Source organism: Streptomyces laurentii, from assembly GCF_040635425.1.
Lineage (GTDB): Bacteria > Actinomycetota > Actinomycetes > Streptomycetales > Streptomycetaceae > Streptomyces > Streptomyces laurentii.
The window spans coordinates 51,579-69,867 of record NZ_JBEYHT010000044.1 but is presented as its reverse complement, the minus strand read 5'-3'; the positions used below and the strand labels follow the sequence as shown (position 1 = coordinate 69,867).

At 72.1% G+C, this 18,289-nt stretch carries 14 protein-coding genes; 9 read left to right on the top strand and 5 right to left on the bottom strand.

Annotated features, from left to right (window positions below; all coding sequences use genetic code 11):
* Window positions 1-108: 108 nt before the first annotated feature.
* Window positions 109-3,021, bottom strand: coding sequence for a glycoside hydrolase family 48 protein (locus ABZ693_RS24790; RefSeq protein ID WP_359881161.1), 2,913 nt, complete (start codon window positions 3,019-3,021; stop codon window positions 109-111).
* Between the two features lie 280 nt (window positions 3,022-3,301).
* On the opposite strand from ABZ693_RS24790, the gene ABZ693_RS24785 reads away from it, so the two are divergent.
* Window positions 3,302-4,867 (top strand): cellulase family glycosylhydrolase, encoded by a 1,566-nt coding sequence (locus ABZ693_RS24785; protein WP_359881158.1) that lies wholly within the window; start codon window positions 3,302-3,304, stop codon window positions 4,865-4,867.
* A 17-nt stretch (window positions 4,868-4,884) separates the two neighbouring features.
* Window positions 4,885-6,624 carry a glycoside hydrolase family 6 protein gene (locus ABZ693_RS24780; protein ID WP_359881156.1) on the top strand — a complete coding sequence of 580 codons (1,740 nt, stop codon included), beginning with the start codon at window positions 4,885-4,887 and terminating at the stop codon, window positions 6,622-6,624.
* A gap of 200 nt (window positions 6,625-6,824) precedes the next feature.
* Here ABZ693_RS24780 and ABZ693_RS24775 read toward each other — a convergent pair whose 3' ends face one another.
* Window positions 6,825-7,853, bottom strand: a complete 1,029-nt coding sequence (locus tag ABZ693_RS24775; protein ID WP_359881153.1) for a LacI family DNA-binding transcriptional regulator — start codon at window positions 7,851-7,853, stop codon at window positions 6,825-6,827.
* 301 nt (window positions 7,854-8,154) lie between these two features.
* Between ABZ693_RS24775 and ABZ693_RS24770 the strand changes: the two genes are divergently transcribed.
* The 5 genes from ABZ693_RS24770 to ABZ693_RS24750 all read left to right on the top strand — a co-directional run bounded on the left by ABZ693_RS24770 (window position 8,155) and on the right by ABZ693_RS24750 (window position 13,737).
* On the top strand, window positions 8,155-9,474 hold the full coding sequence (locus ABZ693_RS24770; RefSeq protein ID WP_359881151.1) for an ABC transporter substrate-binding protein: 1,320 nt from the start codon (window positions 8,155-8,157) through the stop codon (window positions 9,472-9,474).
* An 89-nt stretch (window positions 9,475-9,563) separates the two neighbouring features.
* A complete protein-coding gene (locus tag ABZ693_RS24765) occupies window positions 9,564-10,571 on the top strand; it encodes a carbohydrate ABC transporter permease (protein WP_359881149.1) in 1,008 nt (335 codons plus the stop codon).
* A gap of 3 nt (window positions 10,572-10,574) precedes the next feature.
* Window positions 10,575-11,432, top strand: a complete 858-nt coding sequence (locus ABZ693_RS24760) for a carbohydrate ABC transporter permease (protein WP_359881147.1) — start codon at window positions 10,575-10,577, stop codon at window positions 11,430-11,432.
* An 84-nt stretch (window positions 11,433-11,516) separates the two neighbouring features.
* Window positions 11,517-12,962 (top strand): GH1 family beta-glucosidase, encoded by a 1,446-nt coding sequence (locus ABZ693_RS24755; RefSeq protein ID WP_359881144.1) that lies wholly within the window; start codon window positions 11,517-11,519, stop codon window positions 12,960-12,962.
* Between the two features lie 103 nt (window positions 12,963-13,065).
* Entirely contained in the window at window positions 13,066-13,737 is a 672-nt protein-coding gene (locus ABZ693_RS24750) for a maltokinase N-terminal cap-like domain-containing protein (RefSeq protein WP_359881141.1), read from the top strand.
* Window positions 13,738-13,832: 95 nt separating this feature from the next.
* Here the strand turns inward: ABZ693_RS24750 and ABZ693_RS24745 are convergent, their stop codons facing one another.
* Entirely contained in the window at window positions 13,833-14,750 is a 918-nt protein-coding gene (locus tag ABZ693_RS24745; protein ID WP_359881138.1) for a glutaminase, read from the bottom strand.
* A gap of 195 nt (window positions 14,751-14,945) precedes the next feature.
* Here ABZ693_RS24745 and ABZ693_RS24740 point away from each other — a divergent pair, with 195 nt between their 5' ends.
* Window positions 14,946-15,749, top strand: a complete 804-nt coding sequence (locus ABZ693_RS24740; RefSeq protein ID WP_435842524.1) for a VOC family protein — start codon at window positions 14,946-14,948, stop codon at window positions 15,747-15,749.
* A 45-nt stretch (window positions 15,750-15,794) separates the two neighbouring features.
* Here the strand turns inward: ABZ693_RS24740 and ABZ693_RS24735 are convergent, their stop codons facing one another.
* Window positions 15,795-16,178 (bottom strand): hypothetical protein, encoded by a 384-nt coding sequence (locus ABZ693_RS24735; protein ID WP_359881132.1) that lies wholly within the window; start codon window positions 16,176-16,178, stop codon window positions 15,795-15,797.
* Between the two features lie 150 nt (window positions 16,179-16,328).
* Window positions 16,329-17,411, bottom strand: a complete 1,083-nt coding sequence (locus tag ABZ693_RS24730) for an enoyl-CoA hydratase/isomerase family protein (protein WP_359881129.1) — start codon at window positions 17,409-17,411, stop codon at window positions 16,329-16,331.
* A 156-nt stretch (window positions 17,412-17,567) separates the two neighbouring features.
* Between ABZ693_RS24730 and ABZ693_RS24725 the strand changes: the two genes are divergently transcribed.
* Window positions 17,568-18,188, top strand: a complete 621-nt coding sequence (locus ABZ693_RS24725) for an SRPBCC family protein (RefSeq protein WP_359881126.1) — start codon at window positions 17,568-17,570, stop codon at window positions 18,186-18,188.
* Window positions 18,189-18,289: the final 101 nt, after the last annotated feature.

Below are 18,289 nucleotides of genomic sequence, written 5' to 3'. Positions count from 1 at the left end.
GTTGCTCACCACGAGGTCGGACACGAAGCCGTTGCCCCAGCCGGAGGTCACCCGGTACGAGACGCCCGGCCGGTTCGTACGGACAGCGGATGCTCGCGGCGGGGCGGGCTATTCGAGCAACTGTGCGTACGAGCCCATGGCCAGGGCGATGTCCGCCTGGGCCCAGAACCGGTGGTAGGTGAAGACGGGGGCGGCGCCGCCCGCCAGGTAGGCCTCGACCTTCGGCCAGGCCGGGTCGTTCTTGTAGAAGGAACGGATGGAGGCGAAGGTGGACGCGGAGTCGACCTTGTCGCCGTTGGGCATGGTGCCGGTCCAGCCGCTCGGCACGTACACGGGGTCGTCGAAGCGGTTGTAGTCGGCGCGGGTCTCCGGGACTGCGATGCCCAGCGCGTCCTGGTCGTGCGTCCACATGCCGTCGAGGAGGGCCTTGGCGACCCGCTTGGCGTCGGCGTTGCCGGACTTGGCCGCGTAGTAGGTCAGGGTCTTGGCGTACGCGGCGGCCACGCCGACGTCGTCGGTGTAGTCGGCGACGCTGACGTGCAGGCTCTTGTTGGCGCCGGGGCTGGTCGCGTTCCAGGTGTCGGGGGCGCCGCTCCACTGGAGGGTGGAGGGGATGCGGTAGGTGCCGTCGGGGTTGACCGTGGTCTTCGACAGCGCCCACGACACCCACTTGTCGAGGACGGTCTTGGCCTGGGCGTCACCGGTCTGCTGGTAGTACTCGGCGACGCGCTCCATGGACCACGCCTGGAAGCCGAACCACTGGTTGGACGGCGGGTCGTGGTAGACGGGCTTCTCGTCGTAGAAGAGGCCGTGGAAGGTGGGGGTGCCGGCCGGCGGGGTGGCGTAGCGGCCCTGCCAGCTGTTGGTGGCGCCGCCCGCGATGGCGCCCTCGTCGGACTGCAGCCAGCGGTAGAACTCCAGCTGCCGGGTCAGGCTGGTCGCCCAGTCGGCCGCGCCCGTCGTGGACTTGGGCTTGAGCGGGGCGTAGCTGCTCAGCGCGTACGCGGCGAGCGGGTTCTGGTAGCCGCCGTGGGCGTGGCTGGAGCCGATGCGCCAGGCCCAGCCCGCGGAGGTGTCGGTGGCGCCGCCCCAGGCGTAGTACCAGGACAGCAGGTAGTGGGAGCTGTTCTTGCCGCTGCCGGCGGGGCAGGCGGCCGGGCCCACGCAGTCGCCGGCCTTCTTGAAGTACTTGTCGAACAGGGCGTAGCGCAGGTAGTCGCCCATCTTGGCGGCCTTGCCCACGGTGCCGGCGACCTGGGCGCCCTTGCCCTGTTCCTTGGCCCAGACGTCGGCCCAGTAGGCGGCCTGGACGGCGCGGGCGTCGGCGTCCGGCGCGTTGGTGAACTTCCACTGCTTGGCGTACGAGCTGTCGCCGGTGAACAGGTCGAGGTAGCCGTTCTTGCCGCCGTAGGTGAACGCGTCGCAGGTGGGGTGGGTGACGGTCTCCCAGACGGACTCCTGGGGGCCGCGCTGGAAGGTGTTGATGTACGAGGGGCCGGGCTTGGCGGGGCCGGCGGTACAGCTGCCGGGCGCGTTGCCGTAGCCGTAGGTGTTGTCGACGTCCTGGATCCAGTGCATCCCGTAGATGTCGTCGGTGCCGTACGCGCTCTTCAGTTCGGCGGCGAGCGGGTCGGAGCCGGCGGTCGCGGAGGAGTCGAGGCGCGCCGGGTACTGGGACGGCTCGTCCCATTCGGGCGCGTAGGTGGCGGGCTTGGAGGCGTTGTAGAAGGAGTTGGTGGGCTGGTCGGCGTGGGTCGGGATCATGTACTTCTCAAGGGTGTCCCAGGCGCCGTTGAACTTGGTCCAGTCGCCGGTGACCTTGCCGTACATGGCCTGGAGCCAGACCAGGTAGCTGTACGCCTCCGAGGTCGTCTCGTGGCCGTAGTCGGGGGCCTCGACGATCAGGGTCTCGACGGAGTGGTACGGGATGCCCTGGGGCGAGAAGTAGCCGTTGGCCGGGTTGGTGATCTTCCCGTAGAGGTCGAGGAAGCGGGCCTCGTACGTGGAGTCCGCGGCCAGCTGGGTGGCGGTGACCTCGGCCTTCGTGTGGCCGGGGGCGGTCGCGGTGAACACGGCGGTGCCGGTGCCGGTCTGCGCGGCGGTGACGGTCACCTTCTGGGCGGTGTTCCAGTTCGCCGGGGTGAAGGTGAGGCTCGCGGGGCTCGCGGTGAGACCGGTGACACCGGAGGTGCGGGCGACGCTCACCGTGACGTTCGCGGCCGGCTGCGTGGACAGTTTCAGGTCGAAGGTGCTGCTCGTGCCCTGCCGTACGGAGAGCTGGGCCGGACTGGCGACGAGCGCGGGGCCGGCCGCCACGGTGATGCCCACGGGGGCGGACTCTCCGGTGGCGCCGAGGGAGTCGGACGCCTTGGCGTAGAGGGAGTGGGCGCCGGCCGGCAGGGAGCTCGCGTCGTAGGTGAAGGGGGCGGTGGTGTCGGTGCCGAGCAGGGTCGTGTCGCTGTAGAACTCGACCTTGCTCACGGTGGCGCCGTCGGCGGCGGCCGCGGTGGCGGCGAGCGGGACCGGGTCGCCCACGGTGTAGACGGCGCCGGCGGCCGGGCTGGTGAGGACGGTGACCGGGGGCTGGTGGGCACCGGTGCAGGGGGTGCCGTTGACGCTGAAGGAGGTCGGCGCCGTGTTGGTGCCGGTGTACGCGAACTGGGCGCCGGCGGTGACGGCGGCGCCCGCGGCCACGGTGCGGTTCCAGTCGGCGGCTGTGACCGTGACGGTCTTGCCGGACTGGCTCCAGGTGCCGTTCCAGCCGTTGCTCAGGCGCTGGTCGCCCGCGTACGCGTAGCTCAGGGTCCAGCCGTCGAGCGCGGTGGTGGAGCGGTTGGTGAGGGTGACCTCGGCGGTGAAGCCGGAGCCCCAGTCGTTGGTGCTCTTGTAGTCGACGCTGCACTGCACGGCGGCAGCCGCCGTGGCGGGTGGTCCCGTGGCCAACAGGGCTGCGGGCAGGGCGAGTACGGCACTGAGCGCGGCGGTGAGCGCACCGCGCGACCGACGTGGTCGTGGTGGCATGGCGTGGTTCTCCTCGCGGCTCGGATAGCGGGGGGGGTGGGGCCGGCGCCGGCCGGTCGTACGGGCGGCACGGTCAAGCTCTGAACCAGTGGGAGCGCTCCCACTGTGCAGAACGGGGAACAGCCCGTCAAGACAGCCGAAGAGTCGAAGACAGCCTCGGTGAAAATTCACCAACTCCCTTTTGCTTCAGTGGTGTTGGCGCTACGGTCACCGGACCAGTGGGAGCGATTCCATCCCGTCGGCACCCCGTCTCGGGGTGTCCTCGCCGTGAGGATCGCTCATGCGACATCCCCCACGTCTGCCGGCGCTGCTCGCGGGAGCGGCGCTCACGGCGGCGAGCACCGCTCTCGTTCTCTCGGGTGTGGCCTCAGGAGCCGCGGCCGCACCCACCTGCACCGTGGCGTACCGCGTCGTCGGCGAGTGGGCCGACGGCTTCCAGGGCGAGGTCACCCTCACCAACGACAGCACGGCGCTGGACGGCTGGCGCCTCGGCTTCGACTTTCCGGCCGGCCAGCACGTGAACCAGGGCTGGGGCGGAAAGTGGTCCCAGTCCGCGGCGTCCGTGACCGTCGTGAACGAGAGCTGGAACGGCGCGCTCGCCACCGGGGCGAGTGTGACCGCCGGGTTCGTCGCGTCCTGGTCCGGGAGCAATCCGGCGCCCGGCGCCTTCACGCTCGACGGTTCGGCCTGCGCGACGACGCCAGGTCCGACCCCCACCCCTGCCCCCACGCCCACACCCACCGCCCCGACCACCCCTCCCACGAACCCGCCGACCACACCCCCGACGACTCCCCCGACCACACCGCCCACCACCCCGCCCCCGGCCGGCGGCGCGCCCGAGCTGGGCGTCACCGGCAACCGGCTGACCGACCAGAAGGGCGCCACCCGCAGGCTGCTCGGCGTGAACCGCTCCGGCGGCGAGTTCATGTGCGTACAGGGACGCGGCATCTTCGACGGTCCCGTCGACGACGCCTCGATCCGCGCCATCGCCGACTGGAAGGCCGATGCCGTCCGCATTCCGCTGAACGAGGAGTGCTGGCTGGGCCTGGACAACGTCAAGCCCGAGTACGGCGGGACGGCGTACGTCTCGGCGGTCAAGGACCTGGTGAGCCGGGTGCTCGCTCAGGGCATGACCCCGATCGTCGAACTGCACTGGACGTACGGCCAGTACACCGGCAACTCCGCGGGCTGCTCCGACGTCCACGCGAGCTGCCAGAAGCCGATGCCGGACGCCCGGTACACCCCGGCGTTCTGGACCTCGGTCGCCGACACCTTCAAGAACGACCGGCGGGTGGTCTTCGACCTGTTCAACGAGCCGTACCCGGACCGGGCCACGCCCACCACCGCCCAGGCATGGACCTGCTGGCGCGACGGCGGGACCTGCCCCGGCATCGGCTACGAGGTCGCCGGCATGCAGGACCTGGTGGACGCGGTCCGCGCGACCGGGGCACGCAATGTGCTCCTGGTGCCCGGGCTCGCCTACTCCAACGACCTGAGCCAGTGGCTCACGTACGCCCCCACCGACCCGGCGGGCAGCATCGCCGCCGCCTGGCACGTCTACAACTTCAACTCCTGTGTGAACGAGACGTGCTGGGACTCCCAGCTCGCCCCGGTCGCCGCCCGTGTCCCCCTGATCGCGGGCGAGATCGGCGAGAACACCTGCGGGCACGGCTTCACCGACCGCGTCATGGCGTGGTTCGACGAGCACGGCCTGTCCTACCTGGGCTGGACCTGGAACACCTGGGACTGCTCCTCCGGGCCCGCCCTGATCACCTCGTACGACGGAACCCCCACCGCATTCGGCACCGGGCTGCGCGACCACCTGCGCGGCCTGAACGGACAATGAAAGGGACACCCACCCCCATGAGCCGCACAACCAGCCGCACCGCACTGCTCGCGGCCCTCGGCCTGATCACGGCGACCGGCGCGACAGCGACCGTGATCGGCGCGACCACCGCGGGCGCCGCGACCCCGGGCTGCCGGGTCGACTACCAGATCGCCAGCCAGTGGGACGCCGGCTTCGGCGCCAACGTGACCGTCACCAACACCGGCGACCCGCTCTCCTCCTGGAACCTGGAGTGGACCTTCGCCGGGAACCAGAAGGTCACCCAGAGCTGGAGCACCACCCTCACCCAGTCCGGCGCGAACGTGAGCGCGAAGAACGCCTCGTACAACGGGTCGCTCGGCACGGGCGGCTCGACGTCCTTCGGCTTCAACGCGTCGTACTCCGGGACCAACGCGATACCGACGAGCTTCACGCTGAACGGTGTCGCCTGCAACGGCGCGACCCCGCCCACCACTCCCCCGACGACCCCGCCGACCACGCCGCCCACCACCCCGCCGCCCGCGGGCAGCAAGGCCGACAACCCGTACGCCGGGGCGAAGGTGTACGTGAACCCGGAGTGGTCCGCCCACGCGGCGGCCGAGCCCGGCGGCAGCCGGGTGTCGAACCAGCCCACCGGCGTGTGGCTGGACCGGATCGCGGCCATCGAGGGCTCGTCGTCCTCCATGGGCCTGCGGGCCCACCTCGACGAGGCGCTGAAGCAGAAGGGCAGCGGCGAGCTGGTCGTCCAGCTGGTCATCTACGACCTGCCCGGCCGGGACTGCTCCGCGCTCGCCTCCAACGGCGAACTCGGCCCGACGGAGATCGACAAGTACAAGACGCAGTACATCGACCCGATCGCGGCGATCCTCGGCGACGCGAAGTACGCGGGTCTGCGGATCGTCACCACGGTCGAGATCGACTCGCTGCCGAACCTCGTCACCAACGTCTCGGGCCGCGACACGGCGGTCGCGAACTGCGACACGATGAAGGCGAACGGCAACTACGTCAAGGGCGTCGGCTACGCGCTGGCCAAGTTCGGCGCGATCAAGAACGTCTACAACTACATCGACGCCGGTCACCACGGCTGGCTGGGCTGGGACGACAACCTGGGGCCGTCGGCGGAGATGTTCAAGACCGCGGCGACCGCCGAGGGTTCGACCCTCGCCAACGTCCACGGCTTCATCGTGAACACGGCCAACTACAACACCCTGAAGGAGGACAACTTCAAGATCGACGACACGGTGAACGGGGTCTCCGTACGCCAGTCGAAGTGGGTGGACTGGAACCGCTACGTCGACGAGCTGTCGTACGCCCAGGGGATGCGCGACAAGCTGGTCTCGATCGGCTTCGACTCGAAGATCGGCATGCTGATCGACACCTCCCGCAACGGCTGGGGCGGCACCGCGCGCCCGACCGGCCCCGGGGCGACCACCAGTGTCGACACGTACGTGAACGGCGGGAAGTACGACCGGCGGATCCACACCGGCAACTGGTGCAATCAGTCCGGGGCGGGCCTCGGCGAGCGGCCCAAGGCGGCGCCGGCCGCGGGCATCGACGCCTACGTGTGGATGAAGCCCCCGGGCGAGTCCGACGGCTCCAGCAAGGAGATCCCCAACAACGAGGGGAAGGGCTTCGACCGGATGTGCGACCCGACGTACACCGGCAACGTCCGCAACGGCAACAACCCGTCGGGGGCGCTCCCGGACGCGCCGGTCTCGGGCAAGTGGTTCTCGGCCCAGTTCCAGGAGCTGATGAAGAACGCCTACCCGGCGCTGTGACGCGCCGCTGACCGGGCCTTCGGGTCCGAGGGGGACGGGCAGGCCGGAGCCGTACACGCTCCGGCCCGCCCGGGCCGTAGACGCACCGGGTGTACGGGTCGGTCACGGCCGGGTGCGTACGGTCGGCCCGTTCACCGGGTCCGGCCCGCCCGGGCGTGCCCGGCCCCCTCCGGCACACCCGTCCCGTACGTAACGTTTCCTCAGGAAGACTCCCGGACCACCAGCTCCGTCGGCAGCACCCGGTTCCCCTCGGGGCCGGCCGCACCCGGAGCACCCAGCTCCGCCAGCAGCATCCGGGCCATGGTGCGGCCCATCTCGGCGATGGGCTGGCGCACGCTGGTGAGCGGCGGATCCATCAGCCGGGCGACGGCCGAGTCGTCGACGCCGACGAGCGCGACGTCCTCGGGGACGCGCCGGCCGCACTCGCGCAGCACACCGCGCGCACCGGCGGCCATGACGTCGGAGGCGGCGAAGACGGCGTCCAGGTCGGGCGCCCGCTCCAGCAGGACGCGCATCGCGCGCCGACCGCCCTCCTCGGTGAAGTCGCCAGTGGCGACGAGGAGTTCGTCGGCCTCCAGACCGGCCGCGGCGATGCCCTCGCGATAGCCGTCGAGCCGGGCCCGGGCCACGTACATGTCGAGGGGGCCGCTGATGGTCGCTATCCGGCGCCGGCCGCGGCCGGCGAGATGGGCGACGGCGGCCCGGCCGGCGCCCGCGTTGTCGGAGTCGACCCAGGCGGCGGGCTCGTCGGCGCTGCGCCGGCCGTTGAGGACGACGGGCAGGCCGAGTTCACGCACGCGCTCGGGCAGCGGGTCGTCGGCGTGCACCGAGGCGAGCAGCACCCCGTCCACCCGCTGGGCGGCCAGGTACTGCTCGAAGCGCTGCCGCTCCCGTTCGGTCCGGACCAGCGTCAGCAGCAACTGCTTGTCGGACTCGCCGAGTTCCGCGCTGATGCCGCGGATGATGTCCAGGAAGTAGGGCTCGGCGAACAGCCGGGCCTCGGTCTCGGGGATGACCAGGGCGACGGCGTCGGTCCGGCTGCCCGCGAGCGCGCGGGCCGCCTGGTTGGGTACGTAGCCCAGCTCCGCTATCGCCCGGCCGACGGCCTCGCGGGCCTGTTCGCTCACCCGGGGCGAGCCGTTGATGACCCGGGACACCGTCCCCCGGCCGACGCCGGCCCGGGCCGCGACCTGCTCCAGCGTGGGCCTGCTCCTGTGCCGTCCGCTCACGACTTCGTACTCCCCTCGTGCGGCATCACCCCCCGGGATCCGAGCGGCGATTCAGGTCAAGATAGGCCACACCCCTGAACCCGTCGCACACGGTGCCGGTCGGCGACCGAGACAATGGGAGCGCTCCCACACCCGTTCCGTCAAGCCGGGAACCGGCCCTGGCGATCCGTCACGACGAATCCGTGTGCACATCTTGACACTGCCGCCCGACAGGCAGGAACCTTCCGGCTACGGCGATATGGGAGCGCTCCCACCAGCGTACGACGAGCACCACCCCTGGCATCGGGACGAGGAGAGTGGCATGCGCACAACCAGCGGCAGACGGGCTTTGGCGGCCCTGGCCGCCCTGGCGGCCGGTACGGCCCTGCTCACGGGCTGCGGAGGCGACGACGGCGGCGAGTCCGCCGACGGAAAGATCGAACTGCGGGTCGGGACCTACGGCTCGTTCGGCTTCGACGACAAGACCGGCGCCAAGCTCTACGCCGAGTACATGAAGTCGCATCCGAACATCAAGATCGTCGAGTCGAACGTCTCCGACGGTCAGAAGTACTGGGACACCCTGAAGCTGCGGCTCTCGCGCGGCAGCGGGCTGGCCGACATCCAGGCGGTCGAGGTGGGCTACATCGCCGAGGCGACCAGCCCCACGATGGCGAGCAAGTGGGTCGACCTGTCCAAGAACGGCGGGGCCGACATCGGCTCCTTCCTGGACTGGAAGGTCAAGCAGGCCACCACGCCCGACGGCGCGGTGATCGGACTCGGCACCGACATAGGGCCGATGGCGATCTGCTACAACAAGGACCTCTTCGCCAAGGCCGGGCTGCCCACCGACCGGGAGCAGGTCGGCAAGCTGTGGGCGGGCGACTGGGGCAAGTTCCTGCAGACCGGGAAGGACTACCAGAAGAAGGCGCCCAAGGGCACCGCCTTCCACGACTCGGCGAGCGGCCTGTTCAACGCCGTCGTCAACAGCGAGCCGGAGCAGTACGCGGACGCGAACGGCAAGTTGATCTGGGAGACCAGCTCCGGCGTGAAGAAGGCCTGGGACACCGCCGTCGGGGCGGCGCAGAGCGGCATCACCGCCAAGCTGCGCCAGTTCGACGAGAAGGGCACCTGGAACGCGGGCTTCAAGAACTCCAAGTTCGCGACGATCGCCTGCCCGAGCTGGATGACCGGCATCATCAAGGACCAGGCCGGCGCCGCCAACCAGGGCAAGTGGGACATCGCCGCGCCGCCGGTCGCGGGCAACTGGGGCGGTTCCTTCCTCGCCGTGCCGAAGGCGGGCAAGCACACCAAGGAGGCCGCCGAGCTGGCCGCCTGGCTGACCGCCCCCGCGCAGGCGGCCAAGGTGTTCAAGGTCAACGGAAACATCCCGTCCGCCAAGGACGCGCTCACCTCACCCGAAGTGACCGGCGCGAAGATGCCGTACTTCGGTGACACCCCGGTCGGGCAGATCTACGCGTCCGCCGCGGCGGGCATCCGGCCCGCGCCGATCAGCCGCTACGACGGCCAGGTGAAGACCTTCCTCACCGACAACGGCATCCTCGACATCGAACAGCGCGGCACCGACCCGGCGAAGGCCTGGGACAACGTGCGGAACCTGGTCGACGACAAGATCGACCAGTAGGAGCGGGCGGCGGGGCTCCCCCGCACCCGGCCGGAGCCCCGCCCCCGCTCCCCTTGGTCCCCTACGCACCGACCCGGAAGGACGCCCCCGTGGCCACCTCCGTATCCGCGCGGGACGGCGGCCCCCCGTCGCCCGACGCGCCGCCCTCCCGGCCCCGGCCGGCCCGGTCCGAGGACGCCGCCCGGCGCCGCGGCCGGCTGCACCGCTGGGACGTGAAGGCGGCCCCGTACCTCTTCGTCTCCCCCTTCTTCCTCACCTTCGCCGCGTTCGGTCTCTTCCCCCTGCTCTACACCGGATGGCTCTCGCTCAACCGGGTGGAACTGGGCGGCGATCCGCAGTGGAAGGGCCTGGAGAACTACACCGACCTGGCGACCAGCGAGTTCTTCTGGAACGCACTGCTCAACACCTTCACCATCGGCGTCATCTCGACCGTGCCGCAGCTGATGATGGCGCTCGGCCTGGCGCAGCTGCTCAACACCAAGCTGCGGGGCCGCGGTTTCTTCCGGGTCGCGGTCCTCGCCCCGTACGCGACCTCCATCGCCGCCGCCACCCTGGTCTTCGCCCAGCTCTTCAACACCGACTACGGCCTGATCAACTCGGCGCTCGGCTGGGCGGGTCTCGGCCCGGTCGACTGGGAGTCGTCCAAGTGGCCCGCCCAGATAGCCATTTCGGTGATCGTGATCTGGCGCTGGACCGGCTACAACGCGCTCATCTACCTGGCCGCGATGCAGGCCGTGCCGCACGATCTGTACGAGGCGGCCGCCCTCGACGGGGCCACGCGCTGGCGCCAGTTCGTGAGCGTGACGATCCCCTCGATCCGGCCCACGATCCTGTTCACCATCGTCGTGTCCACCATCGGCTCCACCCAGCTGTTCGGTGAACCGATGCTGTACGGCGGCAGCCTGGGCATCTCGGGCGGCAGCGGCAACCAGTACCAGACACTGAGCCTGCTCATGTACGAGAAGGGCTGGGTGACCGGCGCCCTCGGCCAGGCCTCGGCGATCGCCTGGGTGATGCTGCTGCTCCTGCTGCTCCTCGGCGCCGGGCGCGTGCTCGTCGCCCGCGCCCGCGCCCGCCGTACGAAGCTGGAGGGCTGACCCGTGCGCACGAAAACCCGTCCGTCCTCGGCCGGCCGTCCGCTGCACGCGGGCCCGCTCACCTATGTGCTGCTCGGGGTGGCCACGCTCGTCTCGCTCTTCCCGCTCTACTGGAACGTCGTCGCCGCCTCGCATTCCGGCAAGCGGGTCGTCACGGCGCCCGCGCCCCTGCTGCCCGGGCCGAAGCTCCTCGACAACCTGTCCTACGCCTGGAACCAGGTCGACATGGGCGAGGCGCTGATCAACACCACGATCGTGGCGAGCCTGGTCGCCGTGTCCACCGTCCTGTTCGCCACGCTCGCCGGATTCGCCTTCGCCAAGCTGCCGTTCAAGGGCCGGTCGATGCTGCTGGCCCTGGTGGTGGCGACCATGACGATCCCGCCCCAGCTCAGCGTCATCCCGCTCTACCAGATCGTCACCGACCTCGGCTGGGTCGACCAGCTCCAGTCGGTCGTCCTGCCGTCGCTGGTCGCCGCGTTCGGCGTGTTCTTCATGCGCCAGTTCCTCGTCGAGGCACTGCCGGTGGAGCTGGTGGAGGCGGCCCGGGTGGACGGCGCCCACTCGCTGCGGATCGTGTGGCACGTGGTCTTCCCCGTGGCCCGGCCCGCGATGGCCGTCCTCGGCATGCTGGTCTTCGTACAGGCCTGGAACGACTTCTTCTGGCCGTTCATCGCCCTCACCCCCGAGGGCAGCCCCACGCTCCAGGTCGCGCTTGCCGGTCTCGGAGCGGGCAACCACACCGTGGATCACGCGGTGGTGCTCACCGGCGCGCTCCTTTCGACCGTGCCGCTGCTGCTGGTGTTCGCCTTCCTCGGCAAGCACATCGTCGGCGGGATCACCGCCGGTGCCGTCAAGAACTGACGGTCCGCGCCCTTCCGGCGCCCGCGGCGACCCGCCGCGTGTCTTCTCGTCTTCGTTTCACATCTTCTGAGTTGGGAGCGTTCCATGACCGCGTCCGAAACCCGGCCGCTCACCGCCCCGCTGCGATTCCCGGCCGGCTTCCTGTGGGGAGCCGCGACCGCCGCCTATCAGATCGAGGGCGCGGCGGCGGAGGACGGCCGTACGCCGTCGATCTGGGACACCTTCTCGCACACCCCGGGGAAGACCTTCGAGGGCCACACCGGCGATGTCGCCGTGGACCACTACCACCGGGTCCGCGAGGACGTCCGGCTGATGTCCGAACTGGGCCTGAACGCCTACCGGTTCTCGGTCTCCTGGTCCCGGGTCCAGCCGACCGGGCGGGGGCCGGCGTCGCAGCGCGGCCTGGACTTCTACCGGCGCCTGGTCGACGACCTGCTGGCGGCCGGGATCGAGCCCGCCCTCACCCTCTACCACTGGGACCTGCCGCAGGAGCTGGAGGACGCGGGCGGCTGGTCGGAGCGGGAGACCGCCGAGCGGTTCGCCGCGTACGCGGGCCTGATGGCCGACGCGCTCGGTGACCGGGTCGGCCGCTGGACCACCCTCAACGAGCCCTGGTGCTCGGCGTTCCTGGGGTACGGCTCCGGCGTGCACGCCCCGGGCCGGACGGACCCGGTGGACGCGCTGCGGGCCGCGCACCATCTGAACCTCGGGCACGGCCTCGCCGTCCAGGCGCTGCGCGCGGCGCTGCCGGCGACCGCCAAGCTGGCGGTCTCGCTCAATGTGCACGAGGTCCGTCCGCTGACCTCGTCGCCCGAGGACCGGGAGGCGGCCCGCCGGATCGACACCGTCGGCAACGGCGTGTGGCTGGGGCCGATGCTGGAGGGCGGCTACCCGCGGGAGCTGTTCCAGGACACGGCCCACCTGACGGACTGGGGCTTCGTCCAGGACGGCGACGAGGCGGCGGCCGGTCAGGCGCTGGACTGGCTGGGCGTCAACTACTACACGCCGACGGTGGTGTCGCGGGTCGCCGAGGGCACGAAGCGGTCCCAGGACGACGGGCACGGCGACAGCCCGTACTCCCCGTGGCCGGGCGCCGACGACGTGGCCTTCCACCAGGCGGACGGGGAGCGGACGGCGATGGGCTGGCCGGTCGACCCTTCCGGGCTGCACTCCCTGCTGACCCGGCTCTCCGCCCGTTTCCCGGGTCTCGAACTGGTCGTCAGCGAGAACGGCGCGGCCTACGAGGACGAGCCGGCCGCGGACGGTTCGGTGCACGACCCGCGGCGCGCGGCGTACGTCCACGCGCATCTGGAGGCGGTGCACCGGGCGGTCGCGGACGGAGCCTCCGTGGGCGGCTACTTCCTGTGGTCGCTGATGGACAACTTCGAGTGGGCGTACGGGTACGCGAAGCGGTTCGGCGTCGTGCACGTCGACTACGACACGCTGCGGCGGACCCCGAAGTCCAGCGCCCGCTGGTACGCGCGGGTGGCCCGCTCGGGTGAACTCCGTTCTCCCGACGAGGCGTTGTGACCGTGAAGTGAATCGGAGCGCCGACGTCGGGGCGAGCGGGTTACGGTGACCGGGCGGCCCGCCGGACCGGCGGCCGTACCGTCACCGAGGAGGAACCGGCACGATGTCCGTCATCCACAAGACCACGATGGCCCCGACCAAGGTGGAGCTGCTCGCGGCCTGGCTGCCCACCCGCTCCTGGTACACCGCGACCGGCGGCGCGCCGGAGCTGGAGCGCACCGGGGGCTTCCGGCTCGACGACCCGGAGGACGAGGTGGGCATCGAGTTCCTGGTGGTGACGGACTCCTCCGGGACGGCGGCCGGAAGCGGGCCGCGCGGCTATCTGGTGCCGATGACCTACCGCGCGGCGCCCCTCGCGGGCGCCGAGGACGCGCTGATCGGCACCTCGGAGCACGGGGTGCTCGGGACGCGGTGGCTGTACGACGGCACCCACGACCCGGTGCTGGTCGGCCAGTTGGCGGCGCTGCTGCGCGGGAAGGCGGAGCCGCAGATGCAGAGCGTCTCCCACACGCCCGACCCGTCGGTGACGGCGGTGCTCGACGGCACGGTGGCGGACGGCACGTGGGCGGCGGACCCGGCGGTGTCGGTGACGGACGGCGCGGACGCGACGCACATCGCCTTCGGCGCGGGTGACCCGGTGCTGTGTCTGTGCCGGGTCATGGGTGGCGGCGCGCAGCCGCCGGCGGGCGCGCTCGGCGCGGTGACGGCCGAGTGGCGGTCCGGGGACGGGGCGCGGCGCGAGCCGTTCGCCGTGGTGCTGCCGGCCACGCGCTGAGGCGGCAGACGAGGACGAGCGGGGGCCGGTGCGTACCGGCCCCCGCTTCGCCATTCCCGGGAGGTCCGGGGGGTCCGGGGAGGTCCCGGGGGTGCTCAGAAGACGGACAGGCCGGTGAGGGTGGTGAAGCGGTCGAGGGCGGTGACGCCCGCGACCGAGTTGCCGCGGGCGTCGAGGCCGGGCCCCCAGACGCACAGGGTGCAGCGCCCGGGCACGACGGCGATGATGCCGCCGCCGACACCGCTCTTGCCGGGCAGCCCGACCCGGTGGGCGAAGTCGCCGGCCGCGTCGTACGCGCCGCAGGTGAGCATGACGGCGTTGATCTGCTTGGCCTGGCTGCTCGTGAGCAGGCGGGAGCCGTCGGCGCGCAGACCGTGCCGGGCGAGGAAGGCGGTGCCGAGGGCGAGGTCGGCGCAGGACGCCCGGATCGCGCACTGGCGGAAGTACTCGCGCAGCAGGGTGGGCACCGGGTTGGCGATGTTGTCGCAGGAGGCCATGAAGTAGGCGAGGGCCGCGTTGCGGTCGCCGTGCGCGGTCTCGGACTCCGCGACCTCCCGGTCGATGACGAGGTCCCGGTTGCCGCTCTCGGCGCGCAGGAAGTCGAGCGTCACGCCGGAGGCGTCGCCGGTGATCCGGTGGAGCTGGTCGGTGACGACGAGGGCGCCCGCGTTGATGAAGGGATTGCGCGGGATGCCGTTCTCGTACTCCAGTTGGACGAGCGAGTTGAACGGGTTGCCGGACGGCTCGCGGCCGACGTGGTCCCACAGCGCGTCGCCCTTGCGGGCCAGCGCGAGGGCGAGCGAGAAGACCTTGGTGACGGACTGGGTGGAGAACGGCTGCCGCCACTCCCCCACCCCGTACACCGTGCCGTCGAGTTCGGCGACCGCCATGCCGAAGCGGGCGGGGTCGGCGCCGGCGAGGGCCGGGATGTAGTCGGCGGGCAGGCCGCGGTCCGTGAGCCCCTCGATCTCCTCGGCGATCCGGGCGAGGACGGGTTCGAACGTGAGCAGCACGGTCCCATGATGCCGTCGCCGGGGCCGGGCGGCAGGCGCGGCACCGCCCGCCGTCCGTCGTGGGGCCGGGCGGCGGGACGGGAACGGGGACGAGTGGCGGAGGCGGACGGTCCGGGTGAGGGTGACCTTCGGGGGGTCCGTACGGGTGCCGCGGCGTGAGTCGTGTGTCGTGAGTGTGAGGAGAGCCGGGTGCCGTTGAGCGCGGATGAGCCGGGTGCGCCCTGCTGGCTGAGTCTGGCGACGCACGATCTCGGCGCGGCGGAGGACTTCTACGGGGCCGTGCTCGGCTGGACCTTCCGGCACGGACCGCTGGGCGCGGGTTTCTCGGTCGGCGAGCGGGACGGGGTCCCGGTGGCCGGGATCGGCGACGTGGCCCGGCGCATGGGGGTGCCGGTGGCGTGGATGGCGTACTGGGCGGTCGGCGACGCCGACGCGGCGGTGGCCCGGATCCGGGAACGCGGTGGCACCGTCGGGGTCGGCCCGGTGGCCTTCCCGCCGCGCGGCCGGGCGGCGCTGGCCACGGATCTGGAGGGCGCGGCCTTCGGGGTGTGGGAGGGCCGGGTGAGTTCGCGCTGGCAGCTCGGCGAGCGCCACGCGCCGGTGTGGCTGGAGCTGCACGCGCGCAACGCGTTCGACGCCGCCGTCTTCTACGGGGGTGTCTTCCAGTGGGTCGACGGGGACGCGGTCGAGCGCTTCGAGTTGTCGTACGAGGACGAGCAGGTGGTGCTGCGCCGGCACGGCGAGGCGGTGGCACGGCTGAACAGCGGGCCGGTGGAGGCGTCCTCGGCCAAACCGCAGCTGCGGCCGCGCTGGCTGGTGCACTTCCGGGTGCCGGACCTGGACCGGGCGACGGCGGCCGTCCTCGACCACGGCGGCTCGCTGGTGCCGGAGGCGGACGACGGCTGGCAGGCCCTGGCGGGGCGGTGGGCGACGGTACGCGATCCGCAGGGCGGGCTGTTCACGCTGGACGAGTGGCGGGGCGAGGGCGACGGAGGCTGAGCGGCCGGGACCGGCACGCCCCCGTGGCGCCGCCGGGGCGGCGGATCAGGGGTCGACGAGCTGTCCGACGACCTTGGCCAGGACGAAGCCCGCGGTGTTGGCGTCGACGCTGACGGTGATCACGGCGCCGCCCGCCACGTACAGGCGCACCGGCGAGCCGAACTGGTGGTTGCGCGCGACCCCGAGTCCGCCGCCGTAGTTCAGCGGCCGCGACGCGAAATGGACCGGGAGCTGCACCTGCTGCGTACCGCCGTCGGAGGCCCAGATCTCGTCCACGACGTCGTCCTGCCCGATGGCCGCGTACCCGGACAGGTGCTCGACGATCAGCAGCCTCCCGGCCGGTACGGGATCCATCACCACGGACACCCGGGTGCTGGGAGCCTCTCTGTTGTCCTGGTACTTCACCGACGACCACGGCTGGATGCCCATGCGGAGCGCCTTCCCGTCTCGGCGCGGAGCCGCCTCCGGGCCCGCTGCGCGCATGCTCGCATCCGCGGTCGCCGCGCAGCGCCGCGCCTGGTGCGCGGGGCCCGGAAACCACCCGAACGACTCCGGCGCGGCCTGATACGCGGGCCGTGCTCAGCCCTTCCCGTCGCCGTCCGGCGGGGACAGGCGCAGTTCGCGCGCGCCGAGCGGCGCGAACCAGCGGGCGACGTCCTCGTCCGTGACCCCGGCGAGGGTCTGCGGGGACCAGTGCGGGTCGCGGTCCTTGTCGACGACCTGGGCGCGGATGCCCTCGACGAGGTCGGGTGCGGCGAAGGCGGCGCAGGAGAGGCGGAACTCGATGGTGAGCGCCGCTTCGAGGGAGTCGAGGCGCCGGGCCCCTCGGACGGCCGCGAGGGTGGCCTTGAGCGCCATGGGCGAGCGGCCGAGCAGGACGGTCGCGGTCTCCTTGGCCTCGGGGATCCCGGAGTCGGTGAGCCGCTGGACGATCTCCTCGACGGTGTCACCGGAGTAGCAGGCGTCGATCCAGTCGCGCCGGGCGGCGAGCTCTCCGGGCGGGGCCGGGCGGGCGAAGCGGGCGACGGCCTCGGCGGCGGGCCGGCGGGTCAGCTCGGCGGTCAGGGCGGGCAGCTCGGCGCTGGGTACGTAGTGGTCGGCCAGGCCGGCCAGGATCGCGTCGGCGGCCCCGGCCTGGGCGCCGGTGAGGGCGAGGTGGGTGCCGAGTTCGCCGGGCGCGCGGCCGAGCAGCCAGGTGCCGCCGACATCGGGGACGAGGCCGATGCCGGTCTCGGGCATGGCGACCCGGGAGCGTTCGGTGACGACGCGGACGGAGCCGTGGCCGGAGAGGCCGACGCCGCCGCCCATGACGATGCCGTCCATCAGGGCGACGTACGGCTTGGGGTAGCGGGCGATCCGGGCGTTGAGCCGGTATTCGTCCCGCCAGAAGGCGAACGAAGCGGTGCCGCCGGCGCGCGCGTCGGCGTGGATGGCGCGGATGTCGCCGCCCGCGCACAGTCCCCGCTCCCCCGCGCCCCGTATGACGACGGTCGTCACGGCCGGGTCGTCCTCCCATGCGGTGAGCGCGTCGTCGATGCGGCGGGCCATGGCATGGGTGAGGGCGTTGATGGCCCGGGGGCGGTTGAGGGTGAGGATGCCGGCGCGTCCTTCGGTGTGGACGAGGACGTCGGGCTCGGCGGGAAGGTCGGTGGTGACCGACATGCGGGGTCCTTCCGGCGTACGGGGCGTGCGGGGGTGTGCGGGGCGGCCTGCGAAAAACGATCTTCTGTCCACCGTAGCCAACGGAAGGCCGCGCGCACAGGCCCTCCGGTCGGCTACCGTACCCGCGGGTAACCCAGTGGACCGAGGGGAGCGGACGTGGCGGGCACGGTACGGCAGCGGAGTCTGACGGAGTCGATACGGGTGCCGGGGGCCGATCCCGGCGCGCTGTACGGCCTGGTGGCCGAGGTGCGGAACATGGGCCGGTGGAGCCCCGAGTGCCGCGGGGTCTGGGCGCCGGGAGGCGCGCCGCGCGCGGGCAGCCGGTTCGTCGGCTTCAACCGGCGCGGGCCGTTCGTCTGGTTCACCACCTGCCGGGTCGTCGAGGCGGTGCCGGGTGAGGCGTTCGTCTTCGACGTCGGGGTGTTCGGGCTGCCGGTCGCACGCTGGGGGTACCGCTTCGACGCGTACGAAGAGTCCGATGGGACCGATGGGACCGATGGGACCGATGGCCGGAAGGCGGACGGCACCGGGACGGGCAGCGGCGAGCCGGGCGGCGACAAGGCGGGCGGGGCCGGAACGAGCGGCGCGGGGGCCCGGTCCGGGACTCGGGTCACGGAGACCTGGCGGGATCTGCGGACGGGCCGCGGCTCGGGCTTCGCCGTCCTGCTGGGCCGGGTCTTCACCGGCGCGTCCCCCGAGCGGCGCATCGCGCTCAACCGGGCCGGGATGCGCACCACGCTCGCCCGTCTCGCGCGCGAGGCCGCCCTCCGCGCCTGACCCGCCCGGCCCGGACCTCGTTCCGCCCCTGCTCAGGCCCCGCTCCGGTCTCCTGCGGCCGTGTCCCGCCAGGCCCGGTGCCCGCCCGCGGGCCCTCGCTG

Bases quoted from the DNA above. Each gene is read 5' to 3' on its own strand.
- ABZ693_RS24790 (WP_359881161.1), bottom strand. From the start codon at position 3,021: ATGCCACCACGACCACGTCGGTCGCGCGGTGCGCTCACCGCCGCGCTC.
- ABZ693_RS24785 (WP_359881158.1), top strand. From the start codon at position 3,302: ATGCGACATCCCCCACGTCTGCCGGCGCTGCTCGCGGGAGCGGCGCTC.
- ABZ693_RS24780 (WP_359881156.1), top strand. From the start codon at position 4,885: ATGAGCCGCACAACCAGCCGCACCGCACTGCTCGCGGCCCTCGGCCTG.
- ABZ693_RS24770 (WP_359881151.1), top strand. From the start codon at position 8,155: ATGCGCACAACCAGCGGCAGACGGGCTTTGGCGGCCCTGGCCGCCCTG.
- ABZ693_RS24755 (WP_359881144.1), top strand. From the start codon at position 11,517: ATGACCGCGTCCGAAACCCGGCCGCTCACCGCCCCGCTGCGATTCCCG.
- ABZ693_RS24750 (WP_359881141.1), top strand. From the start codon at position 13,066: ATGTCCGTCATCCACAAGACCACGATGGCCCCGACCAAGGTGGAGCTG.
- ABZ693_RS24735 (WP_359881132.1), bottom strand. From the start codon at position 16,178: ATGGGCATCCAGCCGTGGTCGTCGGTGAAGTACCAGGACAACAGAGAG.
- ABZ693_RS24730 (WP_359881129.1), bottom strand. From the start codon at position 17,411: ATGTCGGTCACCACCGACCTTCCCGCCGAGCCCGACGTCCTCGTCCAC.